A 19507-nucleotide genomic window follows, 5' to 3' on the forward strand; every position below is an offset into this window, starting at 1 on the left:
GGACAGGTTGAGAATCCCCTTTCGCAGAGAAATCCTCTGAAGAGGGGGAAGGACAAGGTGGCGGCGGCTTGGCCCTCTTCGCTGAAGAATCCCAAGGGGCGGGCCGGACATCTCAGCACTCGGCCGGGCGGCGTGCGGCCGGACCGGCCGGCGGCGTCAGAAAAGATAGCGGAAGCCGACCTCGAAGAGGTGGATGCGCATGGCGGACTTCGTCTTGATCGTGGTGCCGCCGGTCTTGCCGTCGAACTGCAGGCCCGGCGCCATCTGATACTTGTAGCTCAGATGGACCGAAGTTTCGTCGCTCACCTTGTAGGCGACCCCGCCGCCGACCTGAAAGGCGAAGACGGTATCCTTGTCGGCGGGCCGGGCGCCCTTGATTCCGGCCAATGCCCCAGCGCATTCCGGAGAGCCTGGCGTTGGCGCGCCTCCCACGCCGGAGCACACAAGCGGTGCTGCGAATCTTTGGGCGATCAGGTCGGTATTCCATTTCAGGCCGCTGAAATCGGCGTGAAAGACGCCGACTCCGCCGCCGACATAGGGGCTCCATTGCGAGTCCACGGGAATGTCGTACCAGGCGTTCACCATGGCGCCCAGCATCTTGGCGTTGCCCTTGATCCTGGCGGTCACTTTGCCGGGAATCGGTATTGTGACGGGCCCAGCCACTACGCGCGTGCCGCTATGGACGGACTTTTTCACCCGCGCGAAGCCGTAGAACACTTCGCCCTCGAGCCGGAGATTGGGTATGACGTAATAGCCCACCGTGCCGCCGACCCTGAACCCGAGCCCGTAGTGAGAAACGGCATTCGTCGTGTATGTGCCGGTCTGTCCATCAAGCGTCATAGACCCGCTCACGTCGGTCTTCGTGTTGTCGATGAACATCACGGGGACGTTCAGGCCGAAATACCACCTGCCCTCGTTCCCCTCGTCGGCCTGCGCGCCGGTCGCGAAGGCCGGTGCGAGGCCCGGCGCAAGGCAAAGCGCAAACGCCGCCGCCGCAACCCGGCGGCCAGCGGTTTTCGGTAATGCAATTGTTTTCATAATCCTCCCTCCAGCCTGTCCGGCCGACGAACCTGCGCCCCCGAACTTACCCTCCAGGCCGTTTCGCCGCAACCGGGACCGGCGCACGGGCCCGCGTTTGCGGTCGGAGTCGCGCCGCCCGACGCGGCCGATTGCCGGTGCGCGGCGGCTGCCCTAGGGTGCGCGCCCCGACGCCGGCACGCCGAGCAAGCTGCCGGACAGGGGATTCTACACAGAGGATTCCACACAGGGGACCGGAGCATGACCGTACGCGTGAACTCCCGAGCCGATCTCACCCTCGAAGCGGCCCGGCGGGTCGCCTGGGAGGGCGAGGGCGTCGAACTCGGGCCCCGGGCGCTCGCGGCCATGGCGCAGGGCCGCGACCGGCTGGAGCGCATCCTCGAGCACGATCCGGATGTCACGATCTACGGCGTGACGACGGGGCCGGGTCAGCTTGCCCGCGCCAGGCTGACCGCCGAGCAGCGCGCCCAGTGGGCCGGCATGTCGCCGGCGCGCGCCGCGGCCTCCTGGGGCGATCCGCTGCCCGGCCGCGCCGTGCGCGCCATCGTGCTTGCGCGGCTCGCCAACTTCGTCGAGGGCCATGCCGCGGTGTCGCCGGAGATCGCCTGCCGGGTCGCCGCCATGCTGGACGGAGATGACCTGCCCTTCGTGCCGGTGCAGGGCCACGGCGGGGCGGGCGAGATCCTGGCGCTGAGCCACCTGTTCACCGGCCTGGCCGAAGCCGGGCGGTTGGCGCCCAAGGACGTGATGTGCCTGATCAACGGCTCGCCGGCGGCGGCCGGGCTCGTCACCGACGCCGCGCTCGCCGCCGCGGGGCGGCTGGAGGCGGCGGCGCGGATCTTCGCCCTGTCCTTCGAGGCCTTCAACGCGCCGCTCGGCCATCTCGACCCGGCGCTGGAGGGCTACTGGAACAATCCCCACGACACCTGGGCGCTGCAACGCCTGCGCGACCTGGTGGGCGAGGGCGACGAGGCCGGACGGCGGCCCTACCAGGCGCCGGTCAGCTACCGCATCCTGCCGCGCATGCTGGGCCAGGCCCGGCGCGCCGCGGCGCTGGCCGCCGAGGTCGCCGAAGAGTCGCTGCAGGCCGTGACGGACAACCCGGTGTGGATCGACGATACCGGCGAAGACCATCCCTTCGGCCGGTTCGTCTCGACCGGCGGCTATCACAATCCCCACGCCGCGCTCGCCATGGACGCGCTCGGCGCAGCCTGCGCCAATCTCTGCCTTCTCGCCGGGCGCCACGGTGCGAAACTGCTGGACGGCAAGGTGTCGCTGCTGCCCGACCAGCTCGCCGACTCCGAAGACTTGGGCGATGTCCGCCGCGCCTATCTGGGCTGCCTGCCGATGGCCCAGACCGGCTACGAGGAGGAGGCCCGCCTCCACGCCCAGGCCACGCTGCTGCCGGGCAGCGAATCCGGCGGGTTCGGCCAGAACGACGTCGCGAGCCCGGTGTTCCTGGCCTGGTCGAAGCAGGACCGGGCCGGCCGCTGCCTCGACATGGCGCTCGCCAGCCTGGCGCCGATCGCCCTGCGCGCGCTGGACCTCACCGGCCGGCCGGTGCCGCCGCAACTGGCCGGGCTCGAAGCTGCGGTCCGCGAAGGCCTGCCCGATCCGATGCAGCCCGTAGCGCCCGGCCAAGCGGCGGCGTCGATCGCCGAAGCCCTGCGCCGGGGGATCTATCCATCGTGACGCCCGAACAAGCGGCCATCGCGGAATTTGCCGGTATTCGCCCCCTATCGATTCCTCTGCGAAAAGCCGTGAGGCGGACCCGGCAGGCAAGACAACGTATCCCCCCTCCCCTTGGGGGAGGGGGTCAGGGGGAGGGGTATGCGGCCTCTGTCGCGGCTCCGGGTTCGGACATCGGTACGGCGGCAGGCAACCCCTCCCCTAACCCCTCCCCCAAGGGGAGGGGGATTCGCGCGGCGCCCTTTTTCGCAGTGGAACCCTTTGGGGGGACGCGTTGTTTCGCCTGGTGGTCGGGGCCGATGGGCATCGCCTCGGCCTTCCGGGTCGTGCTACGAACCGCGCCGGGAAACCGGGCCGGACGACGGGAGAGGCAGAATGAGCCGCGACAGGGTGAACGAGATTTGCCGGGCGTTTCCCGGCGCCGAGGTTTCCGACCCCTGGGGCGGCGGGCACGACGCCTGGAAGGTCGGCGGCAAGATGTTCGCCTGCATGGGCTCGGTGACGTCCGGCGTCTCGGTCAAGACCGACAGCATCGAGACCGCCGAGATGCTGATCGAGTTCGGCGCCGGCCGCAAGGCGCCCTATTTCCACCGCTCCTGGATCAACATCCCCTGGGACCTGCCGGAGGAGGAACTGCGCCACCGGCTCGCCGAATCCTACCGCCTGGTGCGCGGGGCGCTGAGCAAGAAGGCCCAGTCCGCGCTGGCGCCGTTCGCGTGAACGTCGTCTTCCCCTTGCATCCGGCGCGGCGGTCTGTAAGGCCCGCATTTTTGACAAACGCCTACAGTTACAGTATCATGATGTAACTGACATCAAACGGCTTCAGTGCTGCCATGACCCAGCAGATTACCGCGCGTTTGCCGGATTCGGCGGTTGAAGCCCTGGACCGGGCCGCAGACAGCCTGCGGCGGAGCCGGGCCGAGGTCATCCGGCAGGCGGTGGAGCGCTACCTGGAAGATTTTGACGATCTTGCCGTTGCGATCGACCGGCTTCGCGACCCCCACGACCCGGTGCTGGATTGGGACACGGTCCGGCGTGACCTACTCGATTCGGATTAAGGCCAGCGCGGCGAGAGAACTCAGGCGCATCGCGGAACCGGAGCGGTCGAGGATCGTCGCGGCGATCGACCGGCTTGCGGAGAATCCGTTTCTCGGCAACGCGCTCAAGGGCGATTTGAGGGGCCTGCGGCGGATTCGTGTCGGCGACCATCGGGTGCTTTACGAAATGCGCGACGATACGCTGGTCGTGCTGGTCGTGCGCGTTGCACACCGCCGGGATGCCTATCGCCGGAGACCGTAACTGCGAAAGGCTGCCGGGGCCTCTGCCGGGTAAACGGGAGCGTGCCGAACGCAATAATACCCAAAAAGATTTCTTAGATTGATTTGTTGAAATTTTTCTGTAATTCAATCGAAGGCGGGTCTCGCGACCCGATCCGCGAAACCTGCGGGAGTCCGCACGATGCGCCCGGACATGCGCGCTGCAACACCGGCTCGAAAGGGCAGGGCATGGCCGTAGCTGCCGAGCGATCGACGGCCGTTTCCCGCATGGTCGGCGAATTGCGCCGGTTGAGCGGCCTGAAGAATGTCGATCTTGCGAACATCGTCGGCGTCTCTCCGCCGACGGTCCACCGCTGGAGCCGCGGCCAGGGCAGCCCGACGATCGAAAAGCAGCAGGTCATCGCCGACCTCCGGTGGGTGGCCGAACGGCTGTCGGACTTCTACGAACCCGACGAAGCGCGCCTCTGGCTCCAGACGGGCCATCCGCAACTTGGCGGCGCGCGGCCGTACGACCTGATCAACGACGGCCGTATCGCGGACGTGCTGGAGGTGATCGACCGCCTGGAAAGCGGGGTCTATCTCTGAATGGCGGTCCGGCGCGCCGGTCACGAACTCGGTCTCCTCGATGCGCTGGCGGACCTCCCGGAAACGGTCTTCGACGGCGAATTCTGGCGCGCCGTGCACGGCGCAAGGTCGCCGCTCGACGGCTCGAAAGGCGCCGGCCGGTGGAATGTGCGCGAGAGCGAGGTGCTGTATTGCGCCCTGGAGCGGGACGGCGCGCTGTCGGAAATCTTCTTTCACATCAACCGCCAGCAATCGGTCTTTCCCAGCCGCCTGCGCTCGACGGTTCACCGCATGCGCGGCCGGTTCGGCAAGGCAATCGACCTGACCGGTATGGCCCTGCTGGAACGGCTCGGCGTGGACCCGGCGCGCTATCGCGAGATCGTCTACGGCGACACGCAAAGGATCGGCGAGGCTGTGGGCTTTCTCGGCTTCGAAGCCATGCTCGTGCCGAATGCCCGGCACCCGAGCGTCAATCTGGTCGTCTTTCCGGCAAACTGCGACCTCGATGCGATCGAACGGATCGAGGCGGAGGCGGTCGATTGGGCGGAGTGGCGCCGCCGCCGGGCCGGCCGCGGCCGCGATGAAAGACCCTAACCCGACGCGGTGAAACGGCGGAGGGCGAAGCGGTCGCGGATTTCGGCCCGCGGCCCGTCGACATGGACCCCCCGGTCCCGGAGCGTCGACAGCGCGCGCGAGAATGTCTCCGGCTTCATGCCCAGCCGGTTGGCGATCAGCTGCTTGTCGTAAGGCAGCAGGACGACGACGCGCGCGGCATCCGCCCCCGAATCGGCCCCCGAATCGGCCCCCGAATCGGCCCCCGAATCCGTCCCTGCATCCGTCCGGGGGGCCGGCCCGCCGAACTTGAGGAGGAAATCCGCGACCCGCTGGGCGGCGGTCTGGGTTTCCTTTTTCTCGATACGGTTGACGAGCTCCTTGAGCCGCACCGCCATCGACGCGAGCATGCTGATCGCCAGGTTCGGATCCTGCCGCACCCGCTCGCCGAAGGCCGCGGTCGGCACCGCCAGCAGCCGGCCATCCTCGACCATCTCGGCGCTGACCGGATAGCCCTCGGGCATGTGCATGGCGCCTTCGGCGAAGGATTCGCCCGGACCGAAGATCTCCACCACCACTTCGGCGCCGTCCGGGCGCAGGCGGAACAGCTTTACCCAGCCGGAGAGGACGACAAAGAAATGGGTTGCCGGGTCGCCCTGCAGGAACAGGGTCTTGCGTTTGCCGTGCATCCGGACCGCGCAATCCCCGAGCAGGTCCGTGAGGCTCTCGGCAGACAGGCCCGCGAAGAGGGGCAGGGCGTGCAGGCGGGCGATTTCCTGGGCGCTGAGATTCATGGGCGCTCGCAGCGGCTGCCGGAATTCGGCGCCAGCATGCCACAAGTCGCCGCCTTTCCGCGATCACGCTGTCGTGGCCGGCTTTCAGCGCCGCCGGTCTGTGCTATGGGTTCCCGCCGGAACGAGAACTGTACACCGGGCTATACACCGGGCGAAACGGAGGACGCTGCCCCATGACGGCCAAACCGCCCACACGGGAACAGATCGCGCGCGCCGCGGACACGCTCGGCCTTTCGCTCGAACCCGCCGATCTGGACGAATTCACCGACATGATCCGCGGCACGGTGGAGACCTATTACCGGCCGCTCGACCGGCTGCCGGACAACCTGCCGCCGGTCAAATATCCGCGCACGCCGGGCCATTTCCCGACCGACGCGGAAGACCCGCTGCGCGCCTGGTACGTCAAATCGACCATCGAGGGCAGCAAGCGCGGCAAGCTGCGCGGCAAGACGGTGGCGATCAAGGACAATATCTGCGTCGCCGGCCTGCCGATGATGAACGGCGCCTCGGTGCTGGAGGGCTATGTGCCGGAGGTCGACGCCACGGTGGTGACCCGCACGCTGGACGCCGGCGGCACGATTCTCGGCAAGGCCCATTGCGAGTATTTCTGCTATTCCGGCAGCAGCCATACCAACGCCCAGAAGACGACGCTCAACCCGCTGAATCCGGAATACACGCCGGGCGGTTCGTCCTCCGGCTGCGCGGCGCTGCTGGCGGCCGGCGAGGTCGATCTCGCCATCGGCAGCGACCAGGGCGGCTCGATCCGCGAGCCGGCGGCGTTCAGCGGCCTTGTCGGCATGAAGCCGACCTGGGGCCTGGTGCCTTATACCGGCGCGGCGTCGATCGAGATGACGCTCGACCATCTCGGCCCGATGAGCCGGACCGTCGAGGACAATGCGCTCTATCTGGAGGTGCTGGCCGGGGAAGACGGGCTCGACCCGCGCCAGTACACGCCGCGCACCGCGCGCTATACCCAAGCGCTGGGCCAGCCGGTCGCGGGCCTGCGTATCGGCGTCATGCAGGAGGGCTTCGGTTTCGAGGACAGCGAGGCGGATGTCGACGAGGCCGCGCGGGCCGCCGCGCAGGTCTTCGCCTCGCTGGGCGCGGCGGTGACGGAAATTTCCGTGCCGGCCCATCGCGAACTCGGCATGCCGGTCTGGGTGCCGATCGCCTGCGAGGGCGCCTACGAGCAGATCCTCAAGGGGCTGGGCAACGGCCACAACTGGAAGGGCGCCTATGTGCCCAGCCTGCTGGAAAAGCTCAACGGCTGGCAGGCCAAGTCGAACATGTTCTCGGAAATCTTCAAGCTGGGGATGCTGTGCGCCGAGCACATGCGCACGGTCCATCACGGCCGCTACTACGCCAAGGCGCAGAATCTCAGCCGCCTGCTGCGCGCGGCCTACGATGCGGCGCTGGAGGACGTCGATATCCTGCTGACGCCGACCTCGCCGATCAAGGGCTCGAAGCTGCCGCCGGAAGACCGCAGCCGGGAGGAAGATATGGTGCCCGGCTTCACGCCGATCCCGAACACGGCGCCGATCGACTGCACCGGCCATCCGTCGATCAGCATTCCCTGCGCCATGCGCGGTGGATTGCCGGTCGGCCTGATGCTGACCGGGCGGCATTTCGACGAATCGACGCTCTATCGCGCCGCCCACGCCTTCGAGCAGGCGGTCGACTGGAAATCGGTCTAGCGCGGCATTTGTACAGCGGCGCCGGTTGCTGTTACGGTGTCGCCGGAATCTTACGTCATCGCACAAGGAGGAGGGTTCAATGCGTAGACGCACTTTGATTGCCGGCGTGGCCGCCGGCGCCGCGGCCGTTCTGGCCGTTGCCGGGTCGCTGGCGCCCCAGGCCCAGGCCGCGAAGGACAGCGTGGTGATCGCCTGGCAGGTCGATCCCCAGACTTGGGATCCGAACAAGCGGACGGTTCCGGTCCGGCAATCGCTCTACAAGATGGTCTACGACCAGCTGCTCACGCAGGCGCCGGACATAAAGCTGGAGGCGTCGCTCGCGACGAAATGGTCCCAGTCGGCGGACGGCAAGACCGTGACGCTGGACATCCGGGACAACGCCTACTGGCACGACGGCACCAAGGTGACGTCGGCCGATGTCAAATACACCTTCCTCGAACGCGGCAAGGCGGGCCACAAGATCGACCTCGTGCGGATTTGGCGCAACGTCGCCGATATCGAGACCCCGACGCCGACCCGCGCGGTCATCAAGCTGAGCAAGCCGATGGCGACGGCGATCCCGTGGCTGGCGTTCCTGGCCAACTTCGTGGTGCCGAAGCACCATGTCGAGAAGGTCGGCGCCGACGGCTTCGCCGACAAGCCGATGGGCAGCGGGCCCTACAAGGTCGTGGACTATCAGCGCAACTCGCGCATCGTGCTCGAAGCCTTCGACAAATACTGGGGGCCGAAGCCGAAAATCCGCAAGGTGACGATCCTGATCATGAAGGACCCGTCGGCCCGCGTCGCGGCGGTCCAGTCCGGCCGGGTCGATTTCGCGCCGGACGTGCCGATTCGCGAAGTCGGACGGCTGGACAAGATGGCGGCGCTGAGCGGCCGGATCTTCCCGATCTCGCGCGTGATCCTGCTGCAGATCCGCAGCGACAAGGCGTTCGCCGACAAGAATGTCCGGCTGGCCGCACATCACGCGATCAACAAGAAGGCGATTTCGCAGGCGCTCTATGCCGGCAAGGCGGTGCCGCTGTCGATCGTCGCGCCGCCCGGCACGCCCGGCTATGTCAAGGATTTCGAATTCCCCTACGATCCGGCGAAATCGAAGGCGCTGCTGGCGAAATCCGGTTTCAGCACCGACAAGCCGCTCAAGATCGGCATGGCCAGCTTCAACGGCAATTTCCCCGGCGACTACGACATCGCCCGGGCGATCGTCTCGATGTGGAAGAAGGTCGGCATCGAGGCCAATCTGCAGGTGATCGAGTACTCGAAATATTTCGAGCTCAACCGCGGCAACAAGCTGCCGGAGGCGACTCTCTACAGCTGGGACAACGCCGTCGGCGACCCGGAGATGTTCACCGGCTACCTGATGCATCCGAAGCTGCCCTTCTCGGCCTGGAAGGACATGGATGTCGGCGGCCGGGTGATGAAGCTGTTCGGCGTCGTCGACTATGACAAGCGCATCCAGGGCTACAAGGATGTTGCCGTCTACGCGTCGAAGCAGGGCGCCGTCATGCCGCTGCTGCAGTCCGTGATCACCTGGGTCCACAAGAGCGATCTCGGGGTGGTGCAGTACAACAACGGCTGGGCGCTGCCCCAAACCTGGTCCTGGAAATAGGCCCTGAAACGCCGGTAATGCGCGCGGCCCGGCGGAGAACATCCCGCCGGGCCGCCGCGTTGCCGGTTTTCCTTCTCTTCCCGGCCGCCGCTTGCGCGCCTGTGCGCGCGGGCCTTATGTCTGCCCGATGAGCGGCGAAATCCTCGGCATCGTGTTGCGCCGGATCGCGGTCGCGATCCCGCTGATGCTGCTCGTCTCGATCCTGGTCTTCATCGTGCTGCGGCTGATTCCGGCCGATCCGGTGGCCATGTCCATGCCGCCGAACGCGACGAACGAGGATATTGAGGCACTGCGGCGCGAAATGGGCCTGCACCTGCCGGTCATGCACCAGTATGCGATCTGGCTCGGCCACATCCTCGAAGGCGACCTGGGCCGGTCCATCGCCTTCGGGCAGCCGGTTTTCAAGCTGATCGGCCAGTCCCTGCCGGCGACCATCGAACTCGCGGTTTTCGGCGCCCTGTTCGCGACGGCGATCGGGCTGCCCGGCGGCATTCTCCTGTTCCGGCTGCGCGGCCGGCCGTCGGAGCAGGCGGTCGATGTCGGCAGCACGCTGATGATGTCGATCCCGGAATTCCTCTGGGCGCTGTTCCTGATCCTGGTCTTCGGCGTCGCGTTCAACCTGCTGCCCTTCGCCGGCCGCCTGCCGCCGGACATGACGATTCCCAGGGTCACCGGTTTCCTGCTGCTCGACTGCCTGCTGACCGGCGACCTCACGGCCTTCTTCGAAGCGATCCGGCACATGCTGCTGCCGGCGCTGGCGCTCGCGCTCGGCACCGTGCCGCTCATCATGCGCCTGCTGCGCTCCAGCCTGCTCGACGTGATCGGCGAGGATTATGTCACGATGGCGCGGCTGCGCGGCGTGCCGGAGCGCCGGGTGGTCAACCGCCACGCCCTGCGCAACGCGCTGCTGCCGACCCTGTCGCTGATGGGCGTCCAGTTCGGCTTCCTGTTCGGCGGCACGCTTCTGGTCGAGGTCATCTACTCCTATCCCGGCCTCGGCAACCTGATGGTCGAGGCGGTGCGCAATACCGACCTGCCGATCATCCAGGGCGCCGCGCTGGTCTTTGCGCTGGCCGTGCTGACCATCAACCTGGCCGTCGACGTGGTCTACATCGTCGTCAACCCCAAGCTGCGGCGGGCCCGGTGAGCGCGGAATTGGCAATGAGCGCGGCGGCCGTCGCCGGCGAGAGCCCGCTCCGGCGCGCCTTGCGGTCGGGCCGCGTCGTCGTCGGCGGGTCGATCCTGCTCATCTTGCTGTTCTGCGCCGCCGCCGCGCCGCTGATCGCCCCCTACGATCCCAACGAGCAGGACCTGCTCAACGCGCTCAAGGGGCCGTTCTGGACCGACAATGCCGAGCCGGGCTTCTGGCTCGGCACCGACAATCTCGGCCGCGATACCCTGTCCCGGCTGATCTACGGCACAAGGGTCGCCCTGTTCGTGGCGGTCTGCGCCGCGGTCGGCACGATGCTGATGGGCACCGCGCTGGCCCTGCTCGCCGGCTATTTCGGCGGCGTGATCGACTGGCTGATCTCGCGCGCCGTCGACCTGTGGATGTCCTTCCCGCCGGTCGTGCTGTCGCTGATCCTGATCGTCGGCTTCGGCGTCGGCATCGGCAACGTCATCCTGGCGATCATCCTGGTCGACTGGACGCGCTTCTGCCGCGTCGTGCGCAGCGAGGTGCTGGTGATCCGCCGGCAGAATTATGTCGATGCCGCCCGGCTCTCCGGCTTTTCCCACATGCGCACGATGGTGCGCGAGGTGCTGCCGGCCGCCGCGCCGACGATCATCACGCTGATGAGCCTGGAGATGGGCATCGCCGTGATCGTCGAGGCGATCCTCAGCTTCGTCGGCATGAGCGTCGAGGCGAGCATCCCGGCCTGGGGCGTGATGATCGCCGACGCGCGCAACTACATGTACCAGTCGGCCTGGGGGCTGGTGCTGCCGATCCTCGCCATCGTGACGACCGTGCTCGCCTTCAACCTGCTGGGCGACGGTCTGCGCCGGACCTTCGACGCCCGGCTGCAGCAGCACTGAGCGCCCTGTCATGACGCTCCTCGCCCTCAACGACGTCAACGTGACGACCGAGGCCGGCGGCCGGCGGATCGACGTGCTGCGCGATGTCTCGCTGGCCGTCGGCCGGGGCGAGCTGGTCGGCGTCGTCGGCGAATCCGGCGCCGGCAAGTCGATGGTCGGCCGGCTGATCGCCGGCATGCTGCCCAGGGGTTTCGCAACGAGCCGCGGCAGCGTGACCTTCCTCGACCGCGACCTGCTGGCCATGGCGCCGCGCGAGCGCACCGGCCTGCTCGGCGACGCCATCGCCTTCGTGCCCCAGCACCCGATGACGTCGCTCAACCCGGTCCTGTCGCTCGGCGCCCAGTTCGACGAGCATCTCCGGCGTCTCGGCCGGGACGGCAAGGCGGCGCGGCGCGAACGGGCGCTCGCCGCGCTCGATTCGGTCCATCTGCCGCGCCCGGCCGACCTGCTCGGCCGCTTTCCGCACCAGCTTTCCGGCGGCCAGTGCCAGCGCGCGCTGATCGCCATGGCCTTCGCCGGCAAGCCTGACCTGATTATCGCCGACGAGCCGACCACGGCGCTGGACGTCATCACCCAGGCGCGGGTGATGGAGCTGATCGACGAATTGCAGCGCGACAGCGAGACCGGCCTGCTCTTCATCACCCACGATCTGCGGCTGGCGGCGCAGCATTGCCAGCGCCTTGCCGTGATGTATGCCGGCGAGATCGTCGAGACCGGGCCGGCGGCGGCGCTGCTCAGCGATCCGCTGCATCCCTATACGCGCAGCCTGGTCGCCGCCAATCCCGGCATCGCCGGGCCGGTGCGCCGGCTGGCCGCGCTGCCCGACCACATGCCGGGCCTGAGCGGTTTCGCCGACCTGCCCGGCTGCCGCTTCGCCCCGCGCTGCCCGGTGCGCGACGAGGCCTGCGCCGCCGCCCGCACGGCGCTGACCGAGGTTGCGCCGGGCCGGTTCGTGCGCGGCGCCGGGGCGTGCATGAAACAGGCGTCGGCGCTGGCCGGGCAGGGCGACCTGCCCCGCGCCGCGGCCGACGCCGCCGCGCCGCCGATCCTGTCGGTCGACGGGCTGGGCAAGACCTTCCGCTCCGGCCGCAACTGGCTCGGCCGCCGCCGCGCGCCGGTGGTCGCGGTCGACGGGGTGAGCCTCGACATCGCGCCCGGCGAATTCGTCGGCCTGGTCGGCGAGAGCGGCAGCGGGAAATCCACCGTCGCCCGCCTGCTGCTCGGCCTCGAAACGCCGGACGGCGGCCGGATTGTCGTCGACGGGCAGGACATCACAGGCCCGTTCCAGCGCACCGCGAAGCAGCGAATCGCGCTCATCCAGATGATCTTCCAGGACCCGCAATCGGCCCTCAACCCGCGCCAGCGCATCGGCCGGCTGGTGACCCAGTCGATGGAGGTGCGCCGCCCGCCGGCGCGCTGGCCCGAGCGGCTGGAGCGCGCGCGCGACCTGCTCGGCCAGACCGGCCTGCCCCAGGACACGATCGGCCGCTATCCGGTGCAGGTCTCCGGCGGCCAGCGCCAGCGGGTCAACATCGCCCGGGCGCTGTGCACCGCGCCCAAGGTGCTGGTCGCCGACGAGATCGTCTCGGGCCTCGACGTGTCGGTGCAGGCGCAGATCCTCAACCTGCTGCTCGACATGCGCGCGCAGATGCAGATCTCCATGCTGTTCATCAGCCACGACCTCTCGGTCGTGCGCTACCTGTGCGGCCGGGTCGCGATCATGAACCGCGGCCGGATCGTCGAACAGGGCCCGACCGAGCAGGTCTTCCGCGCGCCGCAGCACGACTATACGAAGGCGTTGCTTGCGGCTGTGCCGTAGGGGGCGGGTGTGAAGGCCTGACCCGTCATTTCGACCGGAGCGGCGAAGCCGCGTAGTGGAGAAATCTTTCGGCTACGGCGCTTCGGACCCGCCACGGCGCGGGAAAGATTTCTCCGCTGCGCGGGCGTGCGGCCCGCTCCGGTCGAAATGACGGTGAGTGGCTCGGGGAGCGGCCGGCAGAATTCCGCCCCTACTCCTTCTCGCCGCCCGTCTCCCCCGCATCCCCCGAGCGCAGCATCCGGGTGAGCGCGCTTTGCAGTTCTTCCGGGTCGTCGGCGGAGAAGCCGACGTCTTTCAGGAGCTGGTCGAGCACCGGGGCGTGGGCGCGGTAGCGCAGGGCGCTGTTGACGATCTGGTCGGAGAGGCCGGTCTCGCGCTTCTCGCCCTCCGCCGCGCCGCCGCCGCTCTGGGGCGCGAGGCCGTCGACATGGACGATCTTGATGCCCTCGATCCGCTCCAGCGGCTTCACGCTCTCGGCGATCATGCCCTGGAGATGCTCGACGATGGCGAGCCGGATCTTCATGTCGATCAACTCCGGGCTGAGGCCGGAATCGGCGTCGTTCATGGCGCGCTTGGCGGCGGCCTCGATGCTGCTGCGCAGCTCCATGGCGGCGGCGCGCAGCTTTTCGCCTTCGGATTCCGCTTCGGCCATCGCCTTGATCCGGCCGGCTTCGCTGTCGGTCTGGAGCCGGTCGGCCTCGGCCAGTTCGCCGGCGGCCTCGCGCTTCGCGGTCGCCGAGGACACGGTGTCGATGGCCGATTTCTCGGCCTCCCGCTGCGCCTCGATCAGGTCGATCCGCTTCTGCCGTTCGGCGCGCTCGATCTCGCGCACCGTCTCCACGGCCTCCGCCGCGCGTTCGGCCTCGGCCCGCGCATCTTCGGCCTCGGCGCGGACCTTGCTCTGCTCTTTCGCTTTGGTGTCGATCTCGATGCTGCGGTTGTGCCGGGCCAGTTCCACGGCGATGTCGCGCTCGATGTCGCGCTCGCGCACTTCCTGCTCGGCGGCGATGCGTCTTGCCTCGATCTCCTGGTCGCTCGCCACCTTGGCGAGGTCGATCGCCTTGCCGGACGCGATCCGGGCCTCCTCCATCTCGCGTTCCTTCTCGGCCTCGCGCGCGGCGACCTCGCTGCGCTGCTCGGCGCGCCGGGTCGAAACCGCCCGTTCCTGTTCGAGGCGGGCGAATTCCTCGTCGCGCGCGATCTCCAGCTTTTCCTGCTCGGCCTTCAGGTTGCGCGCCTGGATCTCGACCTCCGTGTCCTGCTCGATCTCGTTGCGCTGGCGGCGCCGGTTCTCGATCTCCTGGGTCAGCCGGGTCAGGCCCTCGGCGTCGAACGCGTTCTGCGGATTGAAATGCTCCCGGTCGGTCTGGTCGAGGCTGGTCAACGAGACCGACTGGAGTTCGAGGCCGATGGAGGCGAGGTCGTCGGCCAGGGTCTCCCGCACCCGGCGCACGAACTCGATCCGCTTCTCGTGCAATTCCTCCATGCTCATCTCGGCGGCGACCGAGCGCAGGGCGTCGGTCAGGCGGCCCTCGATCAGCTCCTTGAGCAATTCGACCCGCAGCGTCTTGGTGCCCAGGCTCTGCGCCGCGGTCGCGATGGCCTCGTGATCGGCGCCGACCCGGACCAGGAAATCGGCCGACACGTCGACCCGCAGCCGGTCCCGCGTGATCAGCGCGTTGCGCGCCGCCCGCGCCACGTCGATGCGCAGCGCGTTCATGTTGACCTGGATGATGTCGTGCAGGACGGGCAGCACCAGCGCGCCGCCGTTCATCACCACCTTCTGGCCGCCGAAGCCGGTGCGGACGAACGACAGTTCCTTGGTCGCGCGGCGGTAGAGCCACCAGAACAGCAGCCACAGGACGACGATCGCGACGAGGGCGATTACGATCGCCAGAACGGCGTTGCCCAATGTCATGTCCGCCTCCCCGGAGGATGGTTATCGCGCCGTTTTCGCTCCGGCCTGCCGCCGCCCCGGACCGCGCAGGACCGGGAGAGCTACCGGGAAACTAATGTTTATCGGGGCAGGTTTGCAATCGCCGGGCACGGGGGCGTCGGCCGTCCGGCCCGGCCGCGCCGCCACGCCCTTTGGCGGCGCAAGTGGAAATCCACGGAATTCCGCAATTTTCCGGGTTCTGCCCGAACCCGCGATCCACCGTTCGGATATCGCACAATACCGGGCCGGTATTGTGCGGCCCGGCAATTCGGGCCGATGCCCGCGGATCAGGCCAGGATGCGGCGGCTCACGCTGCGTGCCGTATCGACGAAGCGGTGGACCAGCGGCCCGCGGCTGTCGATCCGCCAGTTCACGCTCAGCTCGGTCTCCGCCTTCACACCGTCGAGCGGCCGGCAGACCAGGCCCCTGCGTTCGCCGGTGGCGGTCGATTCCGGCACCAGCGAGACCCCGACGCCGACGGATACCAGGCCGGCGGCCGTCTGGTAGTCGTAGACGAGCTGCGCGACCCTCGGTTCCACGCCGCGGGAGCGGCAGATCGCGATAACGTGGTCGGCGAAGGTCGGCCGCGGCTTGTCCGGGTAGAGCACGAATTCCCGGTTCGCCAGGTCGGCGACAGTCAACGCCGGCATCCCGGCCAGCGGGTCGGTCGCCGGCAGCGCCACGACCAGCCGCTCGCGGTTGATCGTTTCGTGGCGCAGCTCGTCGTCGTCGATCCGCGGCCGGGCGATGCCGATATCCATGCGCCGCTGGATCAGGGCGTCACGCTGGCCGGCATTGTTCATGGGAACCAGGGTGAGTTCGACGTCCGCATTCTCTGCGCGGAAGGCGTGGACGATATCGGGCAGCACGCTGTAGGTCGCGGAGCTGACGAAGCCGATGGTCAGGCTGCCGATCGTCCCGGCGCCGGCCTGCCGGACGGCTTCTTCGGCATTCTCCACCCGGCCCAGGATGTCCCGCGCCCGTTCGCGCAGGATTTCGCCGGCGTCGGTCAGCCGGATCTGGCTGCGCGACCGGTTGAAGAGGACTGCACCGAGTTCCTCCTCCAGCGCCTTGATCTGGCGCGACAGCGGCGGCTGCGCGATGCCGAGGCGCGCCGCCGCCCGGCCGAAATGCAGCTCGTCGGCGACGGCGACGAAATAGTGGAGGCGGCGGAAATTCATGGCCCAGCTCCCGTTCTGCGCCGGGCGGCCGGCGCGCTGCGCAATAGATACCGATTCGATGAAAAGATGATACCGAATCGGTTATTGTGCTGACCAGCGGTCACGGCAACAATGCGTTGATTTTTCGGGGGCTCGGCGCGATCGGATCGCGCGCCGGGCCGGGCGGTTCTCCGACCGCGCCGGCGCCGGTTTCCGCTATCGTCCCGCCTCCCGGAACCGGCCCCCGTGCGCCGCGCGGGGAAGCAGGCGTGGGGAAGAAGGCCATGGCAAACGGCGAAATCATCGCAGGCTTTCTGGCGCCGCATCCGCCCCATCTGGTCTACGGCGAGAACCCGCCGCAGAACGAGCCGAAATCCGAAGGCGGCTGGGAACCGCTGCGCTGGGCCTACGAACGCGCGCGCGAAAGCCTGGACGAGCTGCGGCCGGATGTATTGCTCGTCCACTCGCCGCACTGGATCACCCAGGTCGGGCACCATTTCCTCGGCGTCCGGCACCTCTCCGGCAAGTCGGTCGATCCGATCTTCCCGAACCTGTTCCGCTACAGCTTCGAACTCGAGGTCGACGTCGAACTGGCCGAAGCCTGCTGCGAAAAGGCGGCCCAGCACGGCCTGACGGCGATGATGATGCGCAACCCGAAATTCCGGGTCGACTACGGCACCATCACCACGCTGCACATGATCCGCCCGCAATGGGACATTCCGATCGTCGGCATTTCGGCGAACAACTCGCCCTATTACCTGACGACCGAGGAAGGCCTGGACGAGATGGACACGCTCGGCAAGGCGACCCGGGAGGCCATCGAGGCGACCGGGCGGCGCGCTGTGCTGCTGGCGTCCAACACCCTGTGCCACTGGCATTTCCACGAAGAGCCAGACACGCCCGAAGACATGTCGCGCGAGCATCCGCAGAGCTATGACGGCTACAAGTGGGACATGCGGATCATCGAGCTGCTGCGCCAGGGCAAGACCGCCGAGGTCTTCCGGATCCTGCCGCAATTCATCGACGAGGCGTTCGCCGAGGTGAAATCCGGCGCCTTCACCTGGATGTTCGCGGCCATGGGCTATCCGGAACTGCCCGGCGAGCTCCACGGCTACGGCACGGTCATCGGCACCGGCAATGCGGTCATGGAATGGAACCTGGTGAAGGCCGGGCTGGCCGGCGCCGCGCCGGTTCCGCCGCCCGCCGGCGGGCGCGAAGCCTATGCAGGCGCGATGCGGTGACCGCGGTTTCCGCCTTCCTCGTGCCGGGCTCGCCCCTGCATCTGTTACGGCCCGACAATCCGCCCTGGAGACCGATCGTCGCCGGCTTCGAACGGGCGGCCAGGGCGCTGGCGGTGTCGCGTCCCGATGCCATCCTCCTCTATTCGACCCAGTGGATCGCGGTGCTCGACGCCCTCTGGCAGGCCCGGCCGCGGCTGACCGGGACCCATGTCGACGAGAACTGGCACGATCTGGGCGACCTGCCGTTCGACATTCGCGTCGATACCGATCTGGCCCTCGCCTGCGTGGCCGCGGTCAAGGCCGCCGGAATTTCGTCCAAGAGCGTCGACTACGACCAGTTTCCGATCGACAGCGGCACCATCGTCGCGACCCGGCTGCTCGACCCCGACGGCCGCTTCCCGCTCGCGATGGCGGCCAACAATCTCTACCACGACGCCGCCACGACCATGAAAATGGCCGGGATCGCCGCCGCAACGGCGCGCGCCCAGAACAAGAAGGTGGCGGTGGTCGGCGTGGGCGGACTGTCCGGCACCGTCTTTCGCGAGCCGATCGCCATAGAACAGGACCGCATCGCGGCGGATTCCGACGACGACTGGAACCGGCGCATATTGCGGTTGCTGGAAAAGGGCGAAACGGGCCAGCTTGACAGCCGGATCGAGGACTACGCCCGCGAAGCGCGGGTCGATATGGGCTTCAAGCATTTTGCCTGGGTCCGCGGCGCGGTCGGAGGCCGGTTCTTCGGCGCGCGGGTGCATGGATACGGCCCGGCGCATGGCGCCGGCGCCGCGGTTATCGAGTTCAGACTCTAGGGAGGACTTGGAAGATGCGTAAGGAACTAGCCTCTGTACTGGCGCTGGCGGCCATCGCCGGCACCGCCGTTGCGACCGCGCCGGCACCCTCTGCGGCGCAGGATTGCAGCATCACGGTCGGCCGCGTCGTGCCGCTGACCGGCCCGCTGCTCGACATGGGCCGGGAAACGCCGTGGCTCGACGAGAACAAGGTCGGCGCGATCAACAAGGCCGGCGGCCTCGCGGTCGGCGGCAAGAAGTGCAAGATCAACTACAAGATCTACGATTCGCGCGGCACCATGGCGGGCTCCGGCGAAGCGGCGACCCGCGCCATCCTCAAGGACAAGGTGGATGTCGTCTTCGCCCAGGGCACGCCGGACACGACCAACGCGCCGTCCGACCTGTGCGAGCGCTACAAGGTGCCGTGCATCACTTCGAACACGCCGGTCGAAGCCTGGCTCTACGGGCCGGACGGCAAGCCGAAGACCTACAAGTACACCTTCCACTTCTTCTTCGGCGTGCCGGACCTGGTGGCCAACCATGTCGGCATGATCAAGGCGCTGCCCGGCGGCTTCAACGGCAGTATCGGCTATCTCTATCCGAACGATCCCGACGGCGTCGTGTTCGCCTCGCTGTTCGATCCGACCTTCAAGAAGGAAGGCTGGAAACCGGTCGATACCGGCCGTTTCAAGCAGGGCTTGCCGGACTTTTCGGCGATCATCAACAAGTTCAAGCGCGGCCGGGTCCAGGTGGTGACCGGCGTGCTCGCCCCGCCGGACCTCCAGAACTACCTGCAGCAGGCGGCGCAGGCCGGCTTCAAGCCGCGCATGTACATCATCGACAAGGCGACAGGATATCCGGAAGCGATGAAGGCACTCGGCGAGTTCGGCATCGACATCCTGAGCGTGAACTTCTGGTCGCCGGCCTATCCGGGCAAGTCGAAATACGGCGGCTATACCGGCCAGGGCCTCGTCGACCTGTACGAGACGCAGAACGCCGGCAAGTATTATTCGCCGCCGCTGGCCTATACCGATGCGTCCTACGACGTGCTGTTCGACGCCATGCAGCGGGCCGGCTCGACCGACCGGGCGAAGCTGCTGGCGGCGCTGGCCAAGACGGATCTCGAAACCGTCGTCGGCCAGGTCAAGTTCAACGCCCAGCAGTTTTCCGTGCAGCCCCTGGGCGGCGCACAATGGCGCGTCGATTCGAAAACCAAGCGCTGGGTCAAGGACAACGTGTATAACGCGGTCTATCCGTCGGTTAAGAAGACGGCGGAAATGCGCCTGTACCAGGCCAAGTAACCGGCCGGTTCTCC

Annotated in this window: 18 protein-coding genes; 14 read left to right on the forward strand and 4 right to left on the reverse strand. The window is 67.9% G+C overall.

Going from position 1 to position 19507, the window contains the following annotated elements:
• Positions 1 to 156: 156 nt before the first annotated feature.
• Positions 157 to 1038, reverse strand: a complete 882-nt coding sequence (locus OXM58_17745) for an outer membrane beta-barrel protein (protein MDE0150204.1) — start codon at positions 1036 to 1038, stop codon at positions 157 to 159.
• 240 nt (positions 1039 to 1278) lie between these two features.
• On the opposite strand from OXM58_17745, the gene OXM58_17750 reads away from it, so the two are divergent.
• The 6 genes from OXM58_17750 to OXM58_17775 all read left to right on the forward strand — a co-directional run bounded on the left by OXM58_17750 (position 1279) and on the right by OXM58_17775 (position 5162).
• Positions 1279 to 2730, forward strand: coding sequence for an aromatic amino acid lyase (locus OXM58_17750; GenBank protein MDE0150205.1), 1452 nt, complete (start codon positions 1279 to 1281; stop codon positions 2728 to 2730).
• Between the two features lie 372 nt (positions 2731 to 3102).
• On the forward strand, positions 3103 to 3447 hold the full coding sequence (locus OXM58_17755) for an MmcQ/YjbR family DNA-binding protein (GenBank protein MDE0150206.1): 345 nt from the start codon (positions 3103 to 3105) through the stop codon (positions 3445 to 3447).
• 113 nt (positions 3448 to 3560) lie between these two features.
• Positions 3561 to 3785: a ribbon-helix-helix protein, CopG family gene (locus OXM58_17760; GenBank protein MDE0150207.1), complete on the forward strand. Its 225-nt coding sequence runs from the start codon at positions 3561 to 3563 to the stop codon at positions 3783 to 3785.
• Positions 3763 to 4026: a type II toxin-antitoxin system RelE/ParE family toxin gene (locus OXM58_17765; GenBank protein MDE0150208.1), complete on the forward strand. Its 264-nt coding sequence runs from the start codon at positions 3763 to 3765 to the stop codon at positions 4024 to 4026. Before OXM58_17760 ends, OXM58_17765 begins: the two co-directional genes overlap by 23 nt.
• A 206-nt stretch (positions 4027 to 4232) precedes the next feature.
• Complete coding sequence (locus tag OXM58_17770; protein MDE0150209.1) at positions 4233 to 4589, forward strand: DUF2384 domain-containing protein; 357 nt, start codon at positions 4233 to 4235, stop codon at positions 4587 to 4589.
• Complete coding sequence (locus OXM58_17775) at positions 4590 to 5162, forward strand: RES family NAD+ phosphorylase (GenBank protein MDE0150210.1); 573 nt, start codon at positions 4590 to 4592, stop codon at positions 5160 to 5162.
• On the opposite strand, the gene OXM58_17780 is transcribed toward OXM58_17775, so the two are convergent.
• The gene (locus tag OXM58_17780; protein ID MDE0150211.1) at positions 5159 to 5914 is read right to left on the reverse strand and encodes a Crp/Fnr family transcriptional regulator; all 756 of its coding nucleotides are present in this window, start codon (positions 5912 to 5914) and stop codon (positions 5159 to 5161) included. The genes OXM58_17775 and OXM58_17780 overlap by 4 nt on opposite strands.
• A 173-nt stretch (positions 5915 to 6087) precedes the next feature.
• On the opposite strand from OXM58_17780, the gene OXM58_17785 reads away from it, so the two are divergent.
• From OXM58_17785 to OXM58_17805, 5 genes are all read left to right on the forward strand, one after another.
• Positions 6088 to 7608 carry an amidase gene (locus OXM58_17785; protein MDE0150212.1) on the forward strand — a complete coding sequence of 507 codons (1521 nt, stop codon included), beginning with the start codon at positions 6088 to 6090 and terminating at the stop codon, positions 7606 to 7608.
• 79 nt (positions 7609 to 7687) lie between these two features.
• Positions 7688 to 9214: an ABC transporter substrate-binding protein gene (locus OXM58_17790; protein MDE0150213.1), complete on the forward strand. Its 1527-nt coding sequence runs from the start codon at positions 7688 to 7690 to the stop codon at positions 9212 to 9214.
• Positions 9215 to 9341: 127 nt separating this feature from the next.
• Entirely contained in the window at positions 9342 to 10361 is a 1020-nt protein-coding gene (locus OXM58_17795; GenBank protein ID MDE0150214.1) for an ABC transporter permease, read from the forward strand.
• Positions 10362 to 10375: 14 nt separating this feature from the next.
• A complete protein-coding gene (locus OXM58_17800) occupies positions 10376 to 11248 on the forward strand; it encodes an ABC transporter permease (GenBank protein ID MDE0150215.1) in 873 nt (290 codons plus the stop codon).
• Positions 11249 to 11258: 10 nt separating this feature from the next.
• Positions 11259 to 13067, forward strand: a complete 1809-nt coding sequence (locus tag OXM58_17805) for an ABC transporter ATP-binding protein (GenBank protein MDE0150216.1) — start codon at positions 11259 to 11261, stop codon at positions 13065 to 13067.
• Between the two features lie 190 nt (positions 13068 to 13257).
• Here the strand turns inward: OXM58_17805 and OXM58_17810 are convergent, their stop codons facing one another.
• Both OXM58_17810 and OXM58_17815 read right to left on the reverse strand, forming a co-directional pair.
• Positions 13258 to 14985, reverse strand: a complete 1728-nt coding sequence (locus tag OXM58_17810) for an SPFH domain-containing protein (protein MDE0150217.1) — start codon at positions 14983 to 14985, stop codon at positions 13258 to 13260.
• A gap of 305 nt (positions 14986 to 15290) precedes the next feature.
• Positions 15291 to 16184 (reverse strand): LysR family transcriptional regulator, encoded by an 894-nt coding sequence (locus OXM58_17815; protein ID MDE0150218.1) that lies wholly within the window; start codon positions 16182 to 16184, stop codon positions 15291 to 15293.
• Between the two features lie 263 nt (positions 16185 to 16447).
• On the opposite strand from OXM58_17815, the gene cnbCb reads away from it, so the two are divergent.
• The 3 genes from cnbCb to OXM58_17830 are packed head-to-tail and all read left to right on the forward strand — an operon-like array spanning position 16448 to position 19493.
• Entirely contained in the window at positions 16448 to 17404 is a 957-nt protein-coding gene (gene cnbCb, locus OXM58_17820) for a 2-aminophenol 1,6-dioxygenase subunit beta (protein MDE0150219.1), read from the forward strand.
• The gene (locus OXM58_17825) at positions 17401 to 18213 is read left to right on the forward strand and encodes a tRNA U-34 5-methylaminomethyl-2-thiouridine biosynthesis protein (protein ID MDE0150220.1); all 813 of its coding nucleotides are present in this window, start codon (positions 17401 to 17403) and stop codon (positions 18211 to 18213) included. Before cnbCb ends, OXM58_17825 begins: the two co-directional genes overlap by 4 nt.
• Before the next feature lie 14 nt (positions 18214 to 18227).
• Positions 18228 to 19493, forward strand: a complete 1266-nt coding sequence (locus tag OXM58_17830; protein ID MDE0150221.1) for an ABC transporter substrate-binding protein — start codon at positions 18228 to 18230, stop codon at positions 19491 to 19493.
• The last annotated feature ends 14 nt before the right edge of the window (positions 19494 to 19507 follow it).

Source organism: Rhodospirillaceae bacterium (assembly GCA_028819475.1).
Lineage (GTDB): Bacteria > Pseudomonadota > Alphaproteobacteria > Bin65 > Bin65 > Bin65.